Raw genomic sequence first — 15,340 nt, 5'->3', positions numbered from 1 at the left:
AATTTTAAATATGTCAACAGATAAACATAAATTATTTTTGATATACTGTATTTGTGATAATCGATTCTCGCTCCTCGGATAAAGAAAATATGATATACTAGATAAACGAAATAAGAGAAAAGGAAAACTATGTACGAATATTTAAAAGGAATCATTACTAGAATTACTGCTAAATACATTGTTCTTGAAGTCAACGGTATCGGTTATATCCTGCATGTAGCCAATCCCTATGCCTACTCAGGTCAGGTTAATCAGGAGGCTCAAATTTATGTGCATCAAGTTGTACGTGAGGATGCTCATCTGCTTTATGGATTTCGCTCAGAAGACGAGAAAAAGCTCTTTCTTAGTCTGATTTCGGTCTCTGGGATTGGTCCTGTATCAGCTCTTGCTATTATCGCTGCCGATGACAATGCTGGCTTGGTTCAAGCAATTGAAACCAAGAACATCAACTACTTGACCAAGTTCCCTAAAATTGGCAAGAAAACAGCCCAACAGATGGTGTTGGACTTGGAAGGCAAGGTAGTAGTTGCAGGAGATGACCTGCCTGCCAAGGTGGCAGTGCAAACCAGCGCTGAAAACCAAGAATTGGAAGAAGCTATGGAAGCTATGTTGGCACTGGGCTACAAGGCGACCGAACTCAAGAAAATCAAAAAATTCTTTGAAGGAACGACAGATACAGCTGAGAACTATATCAAGTCGGCCCTTAAAATGTTGGTCAAATAGGAGCAGAGCATGACAAAACGTTGTTCGTGGGTCAAGATGACCAATCCGCTCTACATTGCCTATCATGATGAGGAGTGGGGCCAGCCCCTCCATGATGACCAAGCATTGTTTGAGTTGTTGTGTATGGAAACCTATCAGGCAGGCCTGTCTTGGGAAACGGTACTCAACAAACGCCAAGCTTTCCGAGAAGCCTTTCATAGCTATCAAATTCAAGCGGTCGCAGAGATGACCGACACTGAATTGGAAGCCTTGCTGGATAATCCATCCATCATTCGAAATAGAGCCAAGATTTTTGCTACACGCACTAACGCCCAAGCCTTTTTACGACTACAGGAAGACTATGGCTCTTTTGATGCCTATCTTTGGTCCTTTGTTGAGGGGAAAACGATCGTTAACGATGTTCCCGATTACCGCCAAGCCCCAGCTAAAACCCCCTTATCTGAGAAATTAGCCAAAGATCTCAAAAAACGAGGCTTCAAGTTCACAGGCCCAGTCGCCGTCTTGTCTTTTCTACAGGCTGCAGGCCTGGTTGATGACCATGAGAACGATTGTGAGTGGAAAAGCGGTCATTAGTGTGTACAGGTAACTCGCATATCTGAGAATAGAATATAGAAAAAAGCTGAGAAACTTTTCCCAGCTTTTTATATATACTATTAGATTTGTTAGAGTGAAGTCAAAAAAGTGATTCCACCTAAAATAACACCAGCTGAATTTGGAATGATTAGTATCCAATCCTTCTTAGGTTCCTTTGTCCATCCATAAATAACCCAGATTAAGCAAGATATAGCAGCTGATAAAGGTTGAAATGGTTGAGCTTTATTTCCCTGTAAATTAGCGATAATTTGAGGTATGTAGGCAATAAATACTATAATTCCAATAAAGGCACCAATAGAACCTACGATTCGATTAATTTTTTGTTTTGTCATATACACCTCCTTCAAAAGGATAACATAGAAATTAGCGAAATGCAATAAATTCAGATACAAATTGTAACGAAAACCAATACAAAAGCACAAAAATAGAGAAACTATTTATTTTTTGTTATAGTCAAAGCGAATGATTTGCTCCTTTGCATCTACATAGGCGTGGACTCCGAAGGGGACAATTGCTCTTGGAGTTGCGTGGCCGACATTCAAATTATAGACAATCGGGATATTGCTATCAATGATATCCAATAGTGCCTCTTTATAGTCGTCATAGAAAGTTTCATCCATAGGTTTCCCGACCAAGAGTCCGCTGATGACCTCGAATATGCCAGTGTTCTTTAAAGTCCGCAACATCTTTTTGAAGTATTTCGGCTCAGGCTTTTCTTCGCTTGTTTCTAGCAAGAGGATCTTTCCTTCCCAGTCTGATAAGTCAGGGAAAAGTTTGTACTTTTGGCAGAGCTCCGTGCTATCTGCGTATCGAGAGTTGTCAAAGATATCGTAGAGGGATTCGAGGCAACCACCGAGGATTTTTCCCTCAAACTGTGTATTTCCTTGCAACAACTCAAAACCGGTATTTGCATGACTGACACGAGGTGTCCCCAGAGCTTTGGGACTAAAATCAGTTCGTTCATCATACCAAACGTCGCTAGGGCGGATTTCTGAGATTCTAACGGTCTCAATCAATTCTTTAAAGTAGTGAAGGCTATAGGCTAGCATTTCTTTGTCCAATTCACAAATGTCTGCTAAGAAGGATTGACCATAAAAAGTCTTGATTCCTAATTTATGCAACATGAGATGGTTCATGGTTGTATCCGAGAAGCCAAGAAAAATTTTTTGTTTGATAACCTTTTGGAGTTGGTCATTTTCAAAAAGATAAGGTAGCAAGCGATAGGTATCGTCTCCACCAATGGCGCATAGGATTATGTCGATGCTATCATCAGAAAAGGCATGAATCAAATCCTCTGCACGAGCTTCAGGATGATCCTTGATAAAGTCTAATCCTTTTTGCGAATGGGGCAAAAAGATAGGATTGAGTCCTAAGTCCTTGAGACGTTGGACACCCAAGTCCACTTCGTGTTTGACAAAGTCCTCTCCGATAATGCCACTAGATAAACTAACAATACCAATAGTAGAAATCATATTTTATCCTCCTAGAAATAGATTGAGCCTATTTTATCACAAAAGATTAGATAGAGCTATGTGGAATGTCAGAAGAATTCTTTAAAATCAAAAAAGTAAGTGAAAAAGCAACCGCACCTGCAGTTGCTTTTATCATTCTTCTTAATAACGTGTTGGTCCTGCACTTGCGCTTCGGATGTTCAAGCGTTTCTTGAGATAGAAGCGAAGGGCTAGGAGGATTGCTCCGATAATAGCCAGCGGCAATGGAGCAAGTACTGGGTTAAGGCTAGCTGGTAGGAAGCTTGTTGCAAAGAAGACAAGCAACCAAAGGAACATAGATGCTAGGATAACCAGTACAGATTTCCAGAAAGGTGGACGTTGACTGCGGTCCATATCTGGTCCATAATATTGGTAAACAAAGTAGTACATCAAGTAGAAGGCAAATCCACCAACCAGTCCAACTAATAGGAGAGTGACAAATCCATAGCCAAAGGCTTGATCTGCCGCAAAGAAGGTTGTTAGGGCGCTGACAAGGGCAAAGAGGCTAGTGATGAAAAGAGCTGAGTCCATAATCATGAGTTTTGGATCATCATTTTCTTTTGGATGCTCTTTTTCGTATTGTTCCTTGACAGTGAAGCTGTGAGCCCAATGAGTTGGTGCGCCGTAGAGGGAACGAGCAGTCGTACCCTTGGCTTGCTCTTCAAGGATTTGGGGAATAATTTCCTCAAAAATAGCCTTGATTTCAGCGTCTGTTTTTCCATCTTTGATGAATTGTTGGGTAGCGATGTGGATAAACTCTTGGTTTTTCTTAGTTAATTTTTGTAGATCAATCTGAGACATAGGAACTCCTCTTAGAACCATTTTTTATGGATGAGATAGAGAGTGAGCGAGACACTCATAGCAAAGGCGATAAAGACGATTAACCAGAAGGCATTTGGCTCGCCGTTTAGGGGGATTTCATTATCCTTAAAGTTCATCCCGTAGGCAGAAAAGACCATGGTTGGGATGGACATGACGATGGTCACAAGGGCCAAGGTTTTCATGATGTTGTTCTGATTGTTGGAAATGATAGAGGCAAAGGTCTCTGTCATAGAATGCAAGACATTTCCATAAATGTCTGCCATCTCGATGGCCTGTTGGGTTTCAATCAGGGTATCTTCAAGCAGGTCTTCGTCCTCAAGGTATTTCTTGATATTGCTGGTTGAGCTGGTCAATTTCTTAATCACGCGCTCATTTGTTTTGAGGGAGGCCTTGAAATAGACGATGGTTTTTTCCAATTCCATGAGCTCGATCAATTCTTCATTACGAGTTGATTGATGCAGTTGACTTTCGATTTGCTCACTCTTGCGGTCAATCGAACGAAGGGCTGTTAGGTAAAGCTCTGCATTGCGATAAAGAATCTGGAAGATAAAACGCGAACGCATGAAGGTATAGAAATTACGCAAACGACGGTTGATAAAGACATCAAGGACAGGTAGTGGTTCCAAACACGTAGTGATAATGGTTTCCTCGGTGATGATAATACCAAGCGGGATGGTTACGTAGTAGGTGCGGTTATTTCTTTCTTCTGTGACCGGCACGTCTACGATGATCAGGGTGTACTCATCTTCAATGGTAATACGGGACATTTCTTCCGCATCGAGCGGTGCTCGGAGGTCGGCAATATCGATATCGAAGGCGTTGGCGATTTCGAGTGATTCATTTTGAGTCGGATTGACGAGATTGATCCAAGTACCCGGTTCAAGCGTATCGATCTCTTTAAATTCAGTTGTTGTAGAGAGAAAAACTTGTTTCATATCCCTTATCCTTTCTCATTTTTCAGATTTTTTCACACCGTACTATTATACTACAAAATCGGCCTTTTTCAAAATAAATCTAACAAAAAACCTGTTGCTATTGGATTTTTACTTTGTCTTGAAATGTTGATTTTTAAATTTGCTCCCCTTTTTGCTCCCCTTATAGTGCTTTTAGTGCAGTTTCGTAGAATGTGACTGCTTTTTTTGCGTTCTCTTTTGAGAGGTGGCTATATATATCCATGGTCATTGATAAAGTGGAATGACCTAGGCGGTACTGGAGTTCCTTGTATGGTATTCCAGAGTTAAGCAAGAGACTAGCGTGAGTGTGACGGAATCCGTGAAAGCCAATGTTAGGAACGTCAGCACGCTTAAAATGTGTTTGCAATCTTCTTTTAAGTCTTGAACTGCTAGGATACTCATGAATGAAATCAGAAAATACCACGCTTTCACGTTGCCCTATCTTCCAGGCCTCTTTAGATTGGCGTAGTTTGTACTGCTTTAGCATGCTAACAGTCTCTTGATCTATATCTATATCCCGATAACTAGACTTTGACTTTGGGCTGTTAATTTCTAAATACCGATTTAGTGTTTTGGTGATGTGTACAATGGCACCGTCTAAGTCAATGTCAGACCAGCTAAGCGCTAGAGCCTCATTGATACGGCAACCAGTAGCCAGTAGGAACTTATAGAGCGTCGTCTCATAGTAGTAACGATATCTATCGCTATCTAAATTATCGAGATAACCAAGAAACTTTTTTAGTTCTTGATTTTCAAAGTGTTTTACCTTTTGGCGCTTTGCTTTCTGAGTGTTACGAGGTAAAACAACATCACGCGCAGGATTGGACGGTATAGCTTGCATGGTTACGCCATACTGTAAGATACGTTTGTTTAAAGCGTGTATCTTGTCATAATGTAGAAAAGCCCCTTTTTCCTCTCTATTAGTCTTGTCAGCAAGTTTGTTGATAATAGACTGGATAAGTGGAGTAGTGAGCTTATCGAGCTTGTAAGCCCCGAAAATGGGCAATATATGATTATCAATTAACTTTCTAACATTGCCTTGAGTGTTTGGCTTAACCGTATTCTTATAACTTTCTAACCAGAGATTGGCTAATTCTTGATAGTTTTTTATGGTGCTAGCCTTTTGTCTAGTGGATCCTGCTTTTTGAAAAGCTATTTTTTCTTGATTGGCTTTCTGTTTTACTTCCTTTTGTGTCCGACCTGTTACTTTGGTTTTAACTTTCTTTCCTGTTACCTGGTCAACTCCTAGATATACATTAGCACGATAGACTTTACTACCGTCTTTTTTTATAACTTCAGTTATTTTCATGATGATAAACCTTTCTAAAATACATCAGCAGGCAAGCCATTATCAAAAAGGTTTTATATCATGCTAGGGGCTTCATAGTTTGCCCCGTATTCGATTTTAAAGAGTCAGACGGTAAATAAATACCAGAATAAAAAACAAGGCGGATATGGGGCTAATATTGCCCACTATTACATATCATCAAAGAGCGAAAGTTGGTTATTATCGGCTTGTTTTTCAAGTTCTTTCTGTTTATTTTTTAACTCTTGTATACTTTCACGAGGAGTAGGGAGATTCTCCGGCATGGTTGTTCCAAGTTCTTTCATGGTATTTCTAATGGTTCGCCCTACGTTGAAATGGGTATCATTTGCGAGATCTTCGCCTTTTATGTTTCTACGTCGTAGAACTTCGTCGGTCTGAGTGGCACGGAATAAATTAGCAGCTAATTCAGCACTCCCCATAAAATCCAGAATATGCTCCCCTTCGTTTAGTTCTTTGAGGTTATGAATATCCTGCATAGTTAGCCCACCATATAACCCCTTGTATCCTGAGTTGTGAAATCGGCCAAAGTTCTTAACGCCAGCATTGCCAGCAGATTCAGATAATGATTTATTGTGATGTTTTATTTCATCACGGATAGCAATGCGTTTCTGATCTTCAGTAAGTTGATTAAAATCATCGTGTAGTTCTTGCTGACGGGTTTTAATAGCAAAATATGATTGCCCTAGTGCAATGACCTCTTTTCTAGGGTCGCCATTTTGGACAATCAAATAGCAGGCATAGCGAGAGAGTTTAATATCTGCAATTTCTCGGGTTCCAAAGTTAAGTTGTACAGTTTTGTTGACGTCAACAAAATTGGCAACCACGCGCTTTCCGGAGTTTTCACAGGCTATTTTTGCTTTGTCTATAACTTGGTTAAAGTTACGCCACTCCATATATTCTAGAATGGTTTGTAGTTCTCTGGCGTACCAAAATTCTACTCCATTTTCGTCTATGTGTTTGATATTTTCAAAAGTTAATTCATCGTACTGTTGGAGTTCCATAATAAAGTATCCTTTCTAAAATATTGAAAGTGGTTGACATTTGTTGACATCAACAAAATTAGTAGATATGGGGCTAATATTTGGTTGAAGCACTCGCACACGCATTCGCACACGCGCTTCAGGATTGTTGGACATTGTGGCGCGTGTGTTAACGCGGAAAATCTAAATCTATGTCCGATAGTCCCTCTAAAATATTTATTATGCTTTCCCTTTCTTTTTTGGGGAGTAAAGAAAAGGAAAAAATGAGCTTTTTAAAAACGTCTGGTGTATCCCCACCATAAATAAATTCAATAAATTTCTTTGTATGCAGTTCCCACATATCACTAAGTTGCTGGTCAGTAATACCGATTTTCCAAGGTTCGGATTCTTCAAAATAATGACCAAAACTGTTTTTTAACTCAACAGATATAGTATTTTTAATCTTTTCAAGTTTATCAGTACCTAGAACCTCAGAAAGAGCTGTATAAGTATCATATTCAAATTTGTCATCACTATCTTCCTCAATTGTATATGGTGCTAATGCTACTAGCATATTGTCACGACTTAGACTATAACCGAGTAAATAACCAATATGTACACCGAAAAAGTCAGCTAACATTTGAGCTTTTTCTGGTTTAATTTGGCTTTCTCCGTTTTCCCAGCGTGATAGAGTCTTTTCTGATATGCTCATTTCTTTTGCTATTTCCTTTTGAGATAGCTTTTTTTCTTTACGTAACTCTTTTAATCTATTCATTTATATCAACACCTTTCAAATGTATTATATCATTCTTTTTATCGAACCAGACAAAAAAAGTCCAATAAAATAAAAAATATCCTTGACAAAGACAAAAAGTGTCTGTATAATAAAAATCAATCAGACAAAAAGTGTCTGAATAGAGCCTCCGGCACAACACTTTTCAATCTATTCTGCTGGAGGTTGATTTTAAAAATAATAGAAAGAGGTAAGACATTTGAAAAATAATATGCGTGTTATTTTAGCAAAGAAGCGCTTGAAGGTGGCGGATGTTGCAAGAGAAACAGGGCTATCAAAAAGCACTTTGACGGCATTGTATTATGAGCGTTCAAAAAATCCGACTTTTGAGACATTGCAGAAAGTAGCTGACTTTTTAGAAGTTACGATTGATGACTTGTTAAAGGTTGGATAAATAGAAAGGCAGGCAAGCAATGAAGAGGAACTATACAAGGGTCATCGATGAAATGCGAACCACTCACGGGCTGAACTTGGTAGCTATTGGCCAACGAATAGGCATAGATCCCCGAACAGTTGGCAAGTGGGCACAGGGCAAGCATAAGCCCAACAAGGAAAGCAGAAAAAGACTAAACAAATTATACAGAGAGGTTAAGCAAGACATGACAACACAAGTAAGTATTTTTGAAGAAACAACAGACCAAGGGCAACTATTGCAGGTTGTCACTACTACTATTATTCACGGTCAACCATTGGACATCTACGGCAGTGAACAAGAACCGCTATTTTTAGCTAGGGCGATTGCTGAGATGATTGATTATACTAAGACATCACAAGGCTATTATGATGTACAAGCAATGTTAAGAAAAGTTGATGAAGATGAAAAGGTAAAAGGGACGCCTTTAGACGGTACTACGAAAACTTTTCGTAGTGGTCAACAAGTCTGGTTTTTAACTGAGCATGGACTCTATGAGGTGCTTATGAGGTCAACCAAACCAAAAGCTAAAGAGTTTAAAAAAGTAATCAAGCACATTCTGAAAGAAATCCGACTAAATGGCTACTACATGGATGGGGAACTGGTGGAAGAACCACAGACCACTATAAAAGCCCCTGACACGTTGGCAGAGGCAGAGCGGTATTATATCGATACACTAGCCAAAGCCATTGCAGAGGCTAAAAATATGGACGAGAAGAGCCGTCTGACAAGCAAGCTAACCCGATTCATGCAGGAGGTAGAACCACAATGGAACTAGTCTACATGGACGGTAAGAAAGAGCCGTATACACTGAGCAGTATTGTGGCAGAGTGTACAGGATTGCAACATCACACTATAACCAAGACAATTCGCAAACATCAAGCAAGGTTTGAACAGTTCGGAAAGGTTGGATTTAAAATCCAAGCTATGGAAAGTGGCCAGAATACTAAGGACTATATTTTGAATGAGCAACAAGCGACCTTGTTAGTTACATTCTTAAAGAATACCGAGCCAGTGGCCAACTTCAAAACCAACCTAGTCAAAGCCTTCTTTGAAATGCGTGAGGAACTTTCTAAGTTTCGTATGCAGAGGGCGCTAGAAAAGCCAAAAAGAAAAACACTGCATGACAGTATAGAAACATGGACTAATGCACCCAAGCGCGCGCATAGCACCATGAACAACCTGCTACTGAAGGCAGTAACTGACAGGAACGCTAAGCAGTTAAGGGAAGAGCGTGGAGGCTACAATGGCATTGATAGCTTGACCAGTGACGAGCTGGAGCAATACCAGGCATTTGAAGATATGGTAATAGCCATGATTGGCTTGAATATGAGTTACCAAGAAATCAAGGCTATGGCATTCAGAAATAAAAATACACGCCAAAGAAGCGCGTGATTGCAACAAAAAAAGGCTTACCGAGACCAATCAGCAAAGCCTTTCACACTAACACTAAAACGAATTTAACAAAAAGCAGGCAAGCTATTATCAAAGAGGTTTTAGTAAAGATTTATACCTAGATTATAGCATATTTAGGGCAATTTGACCATACGGAGAGCGCCAACTCTTAAAACTGGTACTTTCTCACGCTTTCAATTTGGCGACCGAGAGCGTGAGGAACTTCTGTACAAGAAAAAAGCATTAAAAAGCCATCAGGGCAATTACACAACATAGAAACAGAGGTAAAAAACATGACAACAAAAAAAGCAACATCAAGCCAACAAGTTCTATTATCGGCTAAGAAACTAGCAGAATTAGGGAACGAATTAACCGACATCATGAATGTTTTAGAAATGAATAACCTAGCTCTTGAAGGGCTTGAGTTTGCACTACAGAAAGATACAACCACGTTCTTATGGCTTGCTAAAAAATACACTGCTACAGCATACGCCCAGAATGAAAAGCTATACGATCGTCTAAATGAAATAGCCTTTTTGCTTTTGAACAATGACAACGCTAAAGAGCTGGAGGCATACCATGACTAAAGATATTAAAGAAATGGCACAAGCCGAAGACGACTTGCTGAATATGGAACAACCTAAACAAGAGGAATTTATCAATAACTATAAGGTGAGGGCATAACATGAATGAACTAGATTTAAGCAACACACAGGCGGTTTTTGTTAGCGTGGTACTGATTGGCATATTGCTTTATCTAAACCACCGAGACCGCAAAAAAAGCGCCCAATTTGAGCGAGAAAACGAAACACCTAGCGAGGATTTAAACCCTGAATATGGGCGATATATCCAGCTTGCAGGGGTCAACGTATGGGGAGGAACTGAATGAGTCTATCAGAGAATGACAAACGAGTATTAAGACTAATCAAGGTAGGGGCTGAGAACTCCATAACAGGGGCAGAAATTAGCCTGATCACTAAGCTGGCAGAAAGAACCGTGCAAGATATTATCAGCCGTCTAATCACGCGCCATAGCGTTCCTATTGTTGGGGTTCGACACGGAACATTTAGAGGGTATTTTATCCCTGCTAACAAAGATGAACTATTAGACGGTGCAAAAACATTTTACAATCAGATACGAGAAGAAGAAAAGCGCCTAGCGGTGTTGATGAATAGCGATTTAGAAAGCTACAAAGAAACCTTGAAGGAGGTGTGCGGATATGTTTAGCCTAAGCCGAGAAAGTGAGCAAGACCTAGCGCATGGCATTCTGGAGGTAGTGGAAAGATACCTGGAAGCGCGTGATACAGTCAAACCACGACTGACAGGTTTAATATCAGCCCAGGAAGTCATGGACGAGTTAGATATAAAATATATGACACTCCAAAAGTGGGAAAAAGCAGGGCTAAGGCGATACCAGCCCCCACTAGAAGATACTAGGAAAATCTATTACAAAGTTACGGACATCTGGAAGTTTATGGGGGTGGAGAATGGCAAAAACTAAAATATATTTTTGGCTAAAAATTGATAAGAAATTTTTTGATAATATTTTTATCAAGAGACTAAAAACGGTACCTGGTGGGTACACTATGACGGTGATTTATATTAGGCTCATGCTAGAGAGCTTAGAAAGTGACTGTATTTTATACTATGAGGGTTACTTTGACAATCTCAAGGAAGAGTTAGCCCTAAAATTAGACGTATCGGAAGATGATATAGATATGACCATGGCATACTTTACTAAGTGTGGTCTAATACAAGTTGATGAAGATAAAAACGCAGAACTACCGCAGGCAAAAGCCTTGGTTGAGAGTGAAACAAACTGGGCAAACTATAAACGTGAGCAACGAAAAAAAGCAAAATTGGAAGAAGTCCAACCATCTTTGACAATTTCCAACTTGTGTCCAACAGAGATAGAGATAGAGAAAGAGAAAGAGATAGAAGAAGAGATAGAGAAAAAAACTTCTTCTGCTCCTACTGCTGAAATCTCTAACTATTACCAAAAGCGTATAGGGGTTATGGATGGGCAACAATATCAAATACTGACTGACTATCTCACTCTTGATGGTATGGAGCTAGAGGTTATCAAGATTGCCATAGACAAGGCTGCAGATAACGGCAAGCGATCTTTTAGCTATATCAATTCAATACTCAAGAACTGGCGACAGAATGGTATTAGAACCATGGTACAAGTCGAAGATGAACAGAGACTGTTTCAGCAAAAGAAACAAGGTCAGTCTGACGATGATATTCAAGACCCGTTTATCTACTGACGGAGAGGAGAAACAATGGAATTACTGAATACAGACCAGCTCAATGAAAAAATAAAGGTCACTGATGAGCTTTGCCCAACTCATCAGATTAACCTAGTACAATTCAAAAAGCCAGATGGTTATACATCACCCTACTGTATGGAATGTACTAGGGAGAACATCAAACAGACGGAACTAGAGGGCATAGAAAAAGCCCTAGGCCATGATCTGGACTCTTCAACCTATGATGTGCTAGCGCGTGAAAGTACGGTGTCAAATGAGCTGAGAGAGGCCTCTTTTAGCACTTTCAAAGCCGAGACAAAAGAGGAGCACGAGGCCAAGGAGTTTGCTATCAAACAAGCTAAGGAGTACCTAAACGGTATGACAGGAAACACGCTAATTATGGGCAATCCAGGTACTGGAAAAAGTCATTTAAGCTATTCTATGGCCAAAGCCATTAACGAGGGCTATAAGTCTAGGAATGAGCCTAAGAGTGTGCTTTTTGTCAGTATTACTGAGATTATCACTCGCATTCAGTCAGGTTGGCAGTATAGGCAGAGTGATTTTACAGAGTATGACGCCTTGAAGTTGCTGACTGAGGTTGACTATCTCTTTATTGATGATTTAGGAACAGAAAGCGTTATGAACAACCAAAAAAATGAAGCTAATAATTGGGTACAGGCCTTTCTTTTCAAGATTTTTGATAAGCGAGACACAACTATCATCAACACCAATCACAACGGAAAAGAGCTGGCCAGAATCTATAATGATAAGCTAGTCAGTCGCATTGGAAAACGATCAGAGGGGAACGTATTTATTATCACAGACATTAAAGACAAGAGGATGAAGCGAAATTTTTAACCAAATAAAAAAAGGAGGAATCCCATGATAGAACCAGCATACTTTGAACAGGCAGATCAGGAACTGGAGGAACTCAATCGCAAACGTGACGATTTTATGGCGGATGCAACACCAGTATGTCTTGAAGATACGCCTAAACTGATTGAACTAGGTGAGAAGTTTCGGACGGAAGACACCAGCATAAATGCCTATGAGTTATACAGACACCCTGAAGCGCGTGCAAAGTTATTCGCCCAAATCGCGGAAGCCTGCTTCTTGCTGATTGCAGATAGCTCACCAGTACCAGTGCAGCCGACACAAGCACAGCGGATACATTTTTGCGAGTACTTGGAAGGACAATTCCAGAATATCATTAAGAAGTTGATTGCAGGAACTGACAAGCAAGTTCTAGAGTCTTTACTTGAAGCTTTGCAACTACCCAAAGAAAAACAAGCTCAATTTGTCCGTGATGTGGTAGTAAGTGGCTTACTCAGTGAAGAATAGTAGCAAAGGGGCATTGCCTCTTTTTGTGGTTTCACTACTACTGAACCCAATAGTTTTGGGTTTTTCCATATAGGGGGAAATAATGAAGCGGTTAGCAATAGAAACAATCACTAAACCAATGAAGCTGAGAGGAATATCTAAGGGTATAGCTGAGTTGGACGGTCAACGTTTAGAGATTGATTTGGATAATTTAATGATTGATTTTGGTGGAGAGTCATTTGAATTAGACAGAATAGCAGGAACTAAGGGAGGTAATCGATATTTCTTTCTTTGCCCTGATTGTGGGAGACGGTGCAGGTTGCTTTATAAACGGTATTTATATTTTAGTTGCGGTACTTGTCTAGATATCCACAAGAGCACTCTGAACCGCAGTAAAACGGATTGCCAATACTACTGGGAGCTTGCACTAAAAGAAGCCAGAAAGGTAGAACCAGGGTGGAGTCCTAGACGTGGTGGATATATGTTTGATGGTTTCCCTGAAAGACCAAAGTATATGAAGCGTGACAGGTATCATAAGCACTATAAGAAGTTTTTGAAGTATACTAAAAAAGGGGATAGATTTTGGCTGAATGGTTCGAGATTGTAGGACAATATGAAGTAGTGTGTAATTTACCAAACGAACAAATACTACATATTAGACGGTTTGAATGTTAAAAAAGCTAGATATATCAAGGATTTAAGTAAGTAGAGCGTTCCACAAAAGGGTGCGGTAAGCGTTCCAAAAAATGGTAAGGTTTTGGTTAGGTAGTGGCAGTAAATATGCCTGACAAATGGCAGGGTTATGTGTGTTGAACTCCGAGCGAACGCCGAGAAAGTGGATATATCCCCCTATCATTTATCAAGCAGATAAGAGCAATAAAAACCCTCCTTAACTCCCTGAGAAACGATAAGCAGATAAGGACGACAACAAACCTTCTTAATTGCTTACAAAACGATAGGGAGTTAAGACAAATTTAAAAGCTCCTTATTTTCGTTTTTCTCCTTGTCAAACGGTAAGGGAATAGGACAGGAAATAACATCGCTTATTTTGATTTTGCTCTCTGAAGAACTGTAAGGAGATAAGGAGACTTTTTATCTTCCTTAATTTGGATTTTCTCCTTACAAAATGATAGGGAAATAAGAACTAAAACAACTCCCCTTATTTTCCTACCAAATGATAAGGAGATAAGAGCAATTTAAAAGTCTGTTATTTTGGATTTGTTGCTTACCAAATGATAAGCAAAGAAATAACTTGCCTTAATTGCTTATCAAACCATAAGGAGATATGGGGGCTATCTCCCTCCCCACGCGCTTCTATGAGCTTCACACCGTCATTGTACATTTTTTCTCGCGGGAAAGCATTTGAAGCTAGAGCGAACATAGAGAAATAGCAAAAAAAGCCAGCACAGGGCTGACTCCTTTGTGATATATCCGATAAAAATATTATATCATAGAGGAGGCCGAGGCATGACACCAGAGCAGGTAAAAGAAAAACTAGAGGGCGTTAAGTGGATAAGCAAGGAAATCAAAGGCTTATATTTGGAATTGGAGGCCCTGGAAGGTGGTATTATCAAAAAGCCAACACTAAGCCATAGCAGGGTACAGACAAGCAGAGAGAACAAGACAGAGAACAATCTTATAAGTGTTCTAAAACTAAAAGAGGATACGCTTCAGAGGATTGAGCGACTTACTGAAGAGAGAATGGAAATATCTAGGCTGATTGATAAGTTGGTCAATCCGCTTGAGCGTTCTGTTCTAAGACTTTTTTATTTGAATAATCTAGACGCTTGGCAGGTTGCTGAGGAAATAGATAAATCAAAGACTACAGTATATCGAGTAAAGCAGGAAGCTATAGAACACTTGAGCAAGGTGGAAGGAGCGAACTAATGGAGCTGGATAAGTTTAAAACGATGATGAACGTCAGAAAGCGGATGACTTACTTTCTACGATTCCAGAGGATGGCAGGAAGTGAAAACCAAGTTACGATAGATGAAGAGGCTTGGGAACTTATCTTACCTGATCAGTGGAATTTGAGCGGTGAGCATGAAAAAGCAATCCGTGAGGGATTGGAGATATTCGCCCAAGACATCAACAGTATAGAGAACAAACGAGCCAGAAAATACTTTATTATCCATTATTGCTACATGAGGAAGAAAACAATGAGTGAATGCGTAGAGATGGCAGGTACTAGCTCCACTAGCTACCACCGATACAAACAGATAGCCGTCTTAAACTTTGCGAGAATCCACCAGAACGGAGAACTAGAAGTATATAGGTAGGCGTTTGTGGTGTTTTGTTGA

Annotated in this window: 22 protein-coding genes; 15 read left to right on the top strand and 7 right to left on the bottom strand. The window is 39.9% G+C overall.

Annotated elements, in window-relative coordinates:
* Nucleotides 1–129 precede the first annotated feature (129 nt).
* Both ruvA and HMPREF0851_RS09905 read left to right on the top strand, forming a co-directional pair.
* Nucleotides 130–723, top strand: a complete 594-nt coding sequence (gene ruvA, locus HMPREF0851_RS09910) for a Holliday junction branch migration protein RuvA (RefSeq protein WP_000273428.1) — start codon at nt 130–132, stop codon at nt 721–723.
* A 9-nt stretch (nt 724–732) separates the two neighbouring features.
* Nucleotides 733–1,296, top strand: coding sequence for a DNA-3-methyladenine glycosylase I (locus tag HMPREF0851_RS09905; protein ID WP_000166599.1), 564 nt, complete (start codon nt 733–735; stop codon nt 1,294–1,296).
* A gap of 89 nt (nt 1,297–1,385) precedes the next feature.
* Here the strand turns inward: HMPREF0851_RS09905 and HMPREF0851_RS09900 are convergent, their stop codons facing one another.
* The 7 genes from HMPREF0851_RS09900 to HMPREF0851_RS09870 form a co-directional block, all read right to left on the bottom strand.
* Nucleotides 1,386–1,649, bottom strand: coding sequence for a SemiSWEET family transporter (locus HMPREF0851_RS09900; RefSeq protein WP_000166114.1), 264 nt, complete (start codon nt 1,647–1,649; stop codon nt 1,386–1,388).
* A gap of 105 nt (nt 1,650–1,754) precedes the next feature.
* Nucleotides 1,755–2,789, bottom strand: coding sequence for a S66 peptidase family protein (locus tag HMPREF0851_RS09895; RefSeq protein WP_000626033.1), 1,035 nt, complete (start codon nt 2,787–2,789; stop codon nt 1,755–1,757).
* Nucleotides 2,790–2,930: 141 nt separating this feature from the next.
* Nucleotides 2,931–3,608 (bottom strand): DUF1129 domain-containing protein, encoded by a 678-nt coding sequence (locus tag HMPREF0851_RS09890; RefSeq protein WP_000077990.1) that lies wholly within the window; start codon nt 3,606–3,608, stop codon nt 2,931–2,933.
* Nucleotides 3,609–3,619: 11 nt separating this feature from the next.
* The gene (locus tag HMPREF0851_RS09885) at nt 3,620–4,564 is read right to left on the bottom strand and encodes a magnesium transporter CorA family protein (RefSeq protein ID WP_000815623.1); all 945 of its coding nucleotides are present in this window, start codon (nt 4,562–4,564) and stop codon (nt 3,620–3,622) included.
* 160 nt (nt 4,565–4,724) lie between these two features.
* Nucleotides 4,725–5,891, bottom strand: coding sequence for a tyrosine-type recombinase/integrase (locus HMPREF0851_RS09880; protein ID WP_000704663.1), 1,167 nt, complete (start codon nt 5,889–5,891; stop codon nt 4,725–4,727).
* Nucleotides 5,892–6,058: 167 nt separating this feature from the next.
* Nucleotides 6,059–6,910: a DNA damage-inducible protein D gene (gene dinD / locus HMPREF0851_RS09875; protein WP_000422986.1), complete on the bottom strand. Its 852-nt coding sequence runs from the start codon at nt 6,908–6,910 to the stop codon at nt 6,059–6,061.
* 148 nt (nt 6,911–7,058) lie between these two features.
* Complete coding sequence (locus HMPREF0851_RS09870) at nt 7,059–7,643, bottom strand: helix-turn-helix domain-containing protein (RefSeq protein ID WP_001080840.1); 585 nt, start codon at nt 7,641–7,643, stop codon at nt 7,059–7,061.
* Nucleotides 7,644–7,860: 217 nt separating this feature from the next.
* On the opposite strand from HMPREF0851_RS09870, the gene HMPREF0851_RS09865 reads away from it, so the two are divergent.
* The 13 genes from HMPREF0851_RS09865 (at nt 7,861) to HMPREF0851_RS09800 (ending at nt 15,319) form a co-directional block, all read left to right on the top strand.
* Nucleotides 7,861–8,055 (top strand): helix-turn-helix domain-containing protein, encoded by a 195-nt coding sequence (locus HMPREF0851_RS09865; protein ID WP_000794674.1) that lies wholly within the window; start codon nt 7,861–7,863, stop codon nt 8,053–8,055.
* A 19-nt stretch (nt 8,056–8,074) separates the two neighbouring features.
* Nucleotides 8,075–8,851 carry a BRO family protein gene (locus HMPREF0851_RS09860; RefSeq protein ID WP_000828331.1) on the top strand — a complete coding sequence of 259 codons (777 nt, stop codon included), beginning with the start codon at nt 8,075–8,077 and terminating at the stop codon, nt 8,849–8,851.
* Entirely contained in the window at nt 8,842–9,468 is a 627-nt protein-coding gene (locus HMPREF0851_RS09855) for a Rha family transcriptional regulator (protein ID WP_000424669.1), read from the top strand. Before HMPREF0851_RS09860 ends, HMPREF0851_RS09855 begins: the two co-directional genes overlap by 10 nt.
* A gap of 293 nt (nt 9,469–9,761) precedes the next feature.
* A complete protein-coding gene (locus tag HMPREF0851_RS09850) occupies nt 9,762–10,055 on the top strand; it encodes a hypothetical protein (protein WP_000208540.1) in 294 nt (97 codons plus the stop codon).
* A gap of 98 nt (nt 10,056–10,153) precedes the next feature.
* Nucleotides 10,154–10,357, top strand: coding sequence for a hypothetical protein (locus HMPREF0851_RS09845; protein WP_001003759.1), 204 nt, complete (start codon nt 10,154–10,156; stop codon nt 10,355–10,357).
* The gene (locus tag HMPREF0851_RS09840; protein ID WP_000058831.1) at nt 10,354–10,695 is read left to right on the top strand and encodes a hypothetical protein; all 342 of its coding nucleotides are present in this window, start codon (nt 10,354–10,356) and stop codon (nt 10,693–10,695) included. The genes HMPREF0851_RS09845 and HMPREF0851_RS09840 overlap by 4 nt, the downstream gene beginning before the upstream one ends.
* A complete protein-coding gene (locus HMPREF0851_RS09835) occupies nt 10,688–10,969 on the top strand; it encodes a hypothetical protein (protein ID WP_000492138.1) in 282 nt (93 codons plus the stop codon). The genes HMPREF0851_RS09840 and HMPREF0851_RS09835 overlap by 8 nt, the downstream gene beginning before the upstream one ends.
* On the top strand, nt 10,956–11,738 hold the full coding sequence (locus HMPREF0851_RS09830) for a DnaD domain protein (RefSeq protein ID WP_001140513.1): 783 nt from the start codon (nt 10,956–10,958) through the stop codon (nt 11,736–11,738). Before HMPREF0851_RS09835 ends, HMPREF0851_RS09830 begins: the two co-directional genes overlap by 14 nt.
* Before the next feature lie 15 nt (nt 11,739–11,753).
* Nucleotides 11,754–12,578: an ATP-binding protein gene (locus tag HMPREF0851_RS09825; RefSeq protein ID WP_000421874.1), complete on the top strand. Its 825-nt coding sequence runs from the start codon at nt 11,754–11,756 to the stop codon at nt 12,576–12,578.
* Between the two features lie 24 nt (nt 12,579–12,602).
* Nucleotides 12,603–13,061 (top strand): hypothetical protein, encoded by a 459-nt coding sequence (locus tag HMPREF0851_RS09820; protein WP_000572369.1) that lies wholly within the window; start codon nt 12,603–12,605, stop codon nt 13,059–13,061.
* Nucleotides 13,062–13,143: 82 nt separating this feature from the next.
* Nucleotides 13,144–13,647: a hypothetical protein gene (locus HMPREF0851_RS09815; RefSeq protein ID WP_000824781.1), complete on the top strand. Its 504-nt coding sequence runs from the start codon at nt 13,144–13,146 to the stop codon at nt 13,645–13,647.
* Between the two features lie 860 nt (nt 13,648–14,507).
* The gene (locus HMPREF0851_RS09805) at nt 14,508–14,927 is read left to right on the top strand and encodes a DUF1492 domain-containing protein (RefSeq protein ID WP_000187317.1); all 420 of its coding nucleotides are present in this window, start codon (nt 14,508–14,510) and stop codon (nt 14,925–14,927) included.
* Nucleotides 14,927–15,319 (top strand): hypothetical protein, encoded by a 393-nt coding sequence (locus HMPREF0851_RS09800; protein ID WP_000417892.1) that lies wholly within the window; start codon nt 14,927–14,929, stop codon nt 15,317–15,319. Before HMPREF0851_RS09805 ends, HMPREF0851_RS09800 begins: the two co-directional genes overlap by 1 nt.
* The last annotated feature ends 21 nt before the right edge of the window (nt 15,320–15,340 follow it).

The sequence above is a fragment of the Streptococcus sp. M334 genome, assembly GCF_000187745.1.
Taxonomy (GTDB): Bacteria; Bacillota; Bacilli; order Lactobacillales; family Streptococcaceae; genus Streptococcus.
Note: the sequence above shows the minus strand (reverse complement) of the source record. Positions and strands in the feature narration are given on the sequence as shown.

What these genes read in the sequence shown, in the direction of transcription:
- ruvA (WP_000273428.1), top strand. Translation starts at nt 130, where the DNA reads ATGTACGAATATTTAAAAGGAATCATTACTAGAATTACTGCTAAATAC.
- HMPREF0851_RS09905 (WP_000166599.1), top strand. Translation starts at nt 733, where the DNA reads ATGACAAAACGTTGTTCGTGGGTCAAGATGACCAATCCGCTCTACATT.
- HMPREF0851_RS09900 (WP_000166114.1), bottom strand. Translation starts at nt 1,649, where the DNA reads ATGACAAAACAAAAAATTAATCGAATCGTAGGTTCTATTGGTGCCTTT.
- HMPREF0851_RS09895 (WP_000626033.1), bottom strand. Translation starts at nt 2,789, where the DNA reads ATGATTTCTACTATTGGTATTGTTAGTTTATCTAGTGGCATTATCGGA.
- HMPREF0851_RS09890 (WP_000077990.1), bottom strand. Translation starts at nt 3,608, where the DNA reads ATGTCTCAGATTGATCTACAAAAATTAACTAAGAAAAACCAAGAGTTT.
- HMPREF0851_RS09885 (WP_000815623.1), bottom strand. Translation starts at nt 4,564, where the DNA reads ATGAAACAAGTTTTTCTCTCTACAACAACTGAATTTAAAGAGATCGAT.
- HMPREF0851_RS09880 (WP_000704663.1), bottom strand. Translation starts at nt 5,891, where the DNA reads ATGAAAATAACTGAAGTTATAAAAAAAGACGGTAGTAAAGTCTATCGT.
- dinD (WP_000422986.1), bottom strand. Translation starts at nt 6,910, where the DNA reads ATGGAACTCCAACAGTACGATGAATTAACTTTTGAAAATATCAAACAC.
- HMPREF0851_RS09870 (WP_001080840.1), bottom strand. Translation starts at nt 7,643, where the DNA reads ATGAATAGATTAAAAGAGTTACGTAAAGAAAAAAAGCTATCTCAAAAG.
- HMPREF0851_RS09860 (WP_000828331.1), top strand. Translation starts at nt 8,075, where the DNA reads ATGAAGAGGAACTATACAAGGGTCATCGATGAAATGCGAACCACTCAC.
- HMPREF0851_RS09855 (WP_000424669.1), top strand. Translation starts at nt 8,842, where the DNA reads ATGGAACTAGTCTACATGGACGGTAAGAAAGAGCCGTATACACTGAGC.
- HMPREF0851_RS09850 (WP_000208540.1), top strand. Translation starts at nt 9,762, where the DNA reads ATGACAACAAAAAAAGCAACATCAAGCCAACAAGTTCTATTATCGGCT.
- HMPREF0851_RS09845 (WP_001003759.1), top strand. Translation starts at nt 10,154, where the DNA reads ATGAATGAACTAGATTTAAGCAACACACAGGCGGTTTTTGTTAGCGTG.
- HMPREF0851_RS09840 (WP_000058831.1), top strand. Translation starts at nt 10,354, where the DNA reads ATGAGTCTATCAGAGAATGACAAACGAGTATTAAGACTAATCAAGGTA.
- HMPREF0851_RS09835 (WP_000492138.1), top strand. Translation starts at nt 10,688, where the DNA reads ATGTTTAGCCTAAGCCGAGAAAGTGAGCAAGACCTAGCGCATGGCATT.
- HMPREF0851_RS09830 (WP_001140513.1), top strand. Translation starts at nt 10,956, where the DNA reads ATGGCAAAAACTAAAATATATTTTTGGCTAAAAATTGATAAGAAATTT.
- HMPREF0851_RS09825 (WP_000421874.1), top strand. Translation starts at nt 11,754, where the DNA reads ATGGAATTACTGAATACAGACCAGCTCAATGAAAAAATAAAGGTCACT.
- HMPREF0851_RS09820 (WP_000572369.1), top strand. Translation starts at nt 12,603, where the DNA reads ATGATAGAACCAGCATACTTTGAACAGGCAGATCAGGAACTGGAGGAA.
- HMPREF0851_RS09815 (WP_000824781.1), top strand. Translation starts at nt 13,144, where the DNA reads ATGAAGCGGTTAGCAATAGAAACAATCACTAAACCAATGAAGCTGAGA.
- HMPREF0851_RS09805 (WP_000187317.1), top strand. Translation starts at nt 14,508, where the DNA reads ATGACACCAGAGCAGGTAAAAGAAAAACTAGAGGGCGTTAAGTGGATA.
- HMPREF0851_RS09800 (WP_000417892.1), top strand. Translation starts at nt 14,927, where the DNA reads ATGGAGCTGGATAAGTTTAAAACGATGATGAACGTCAGAAAGCGGATG.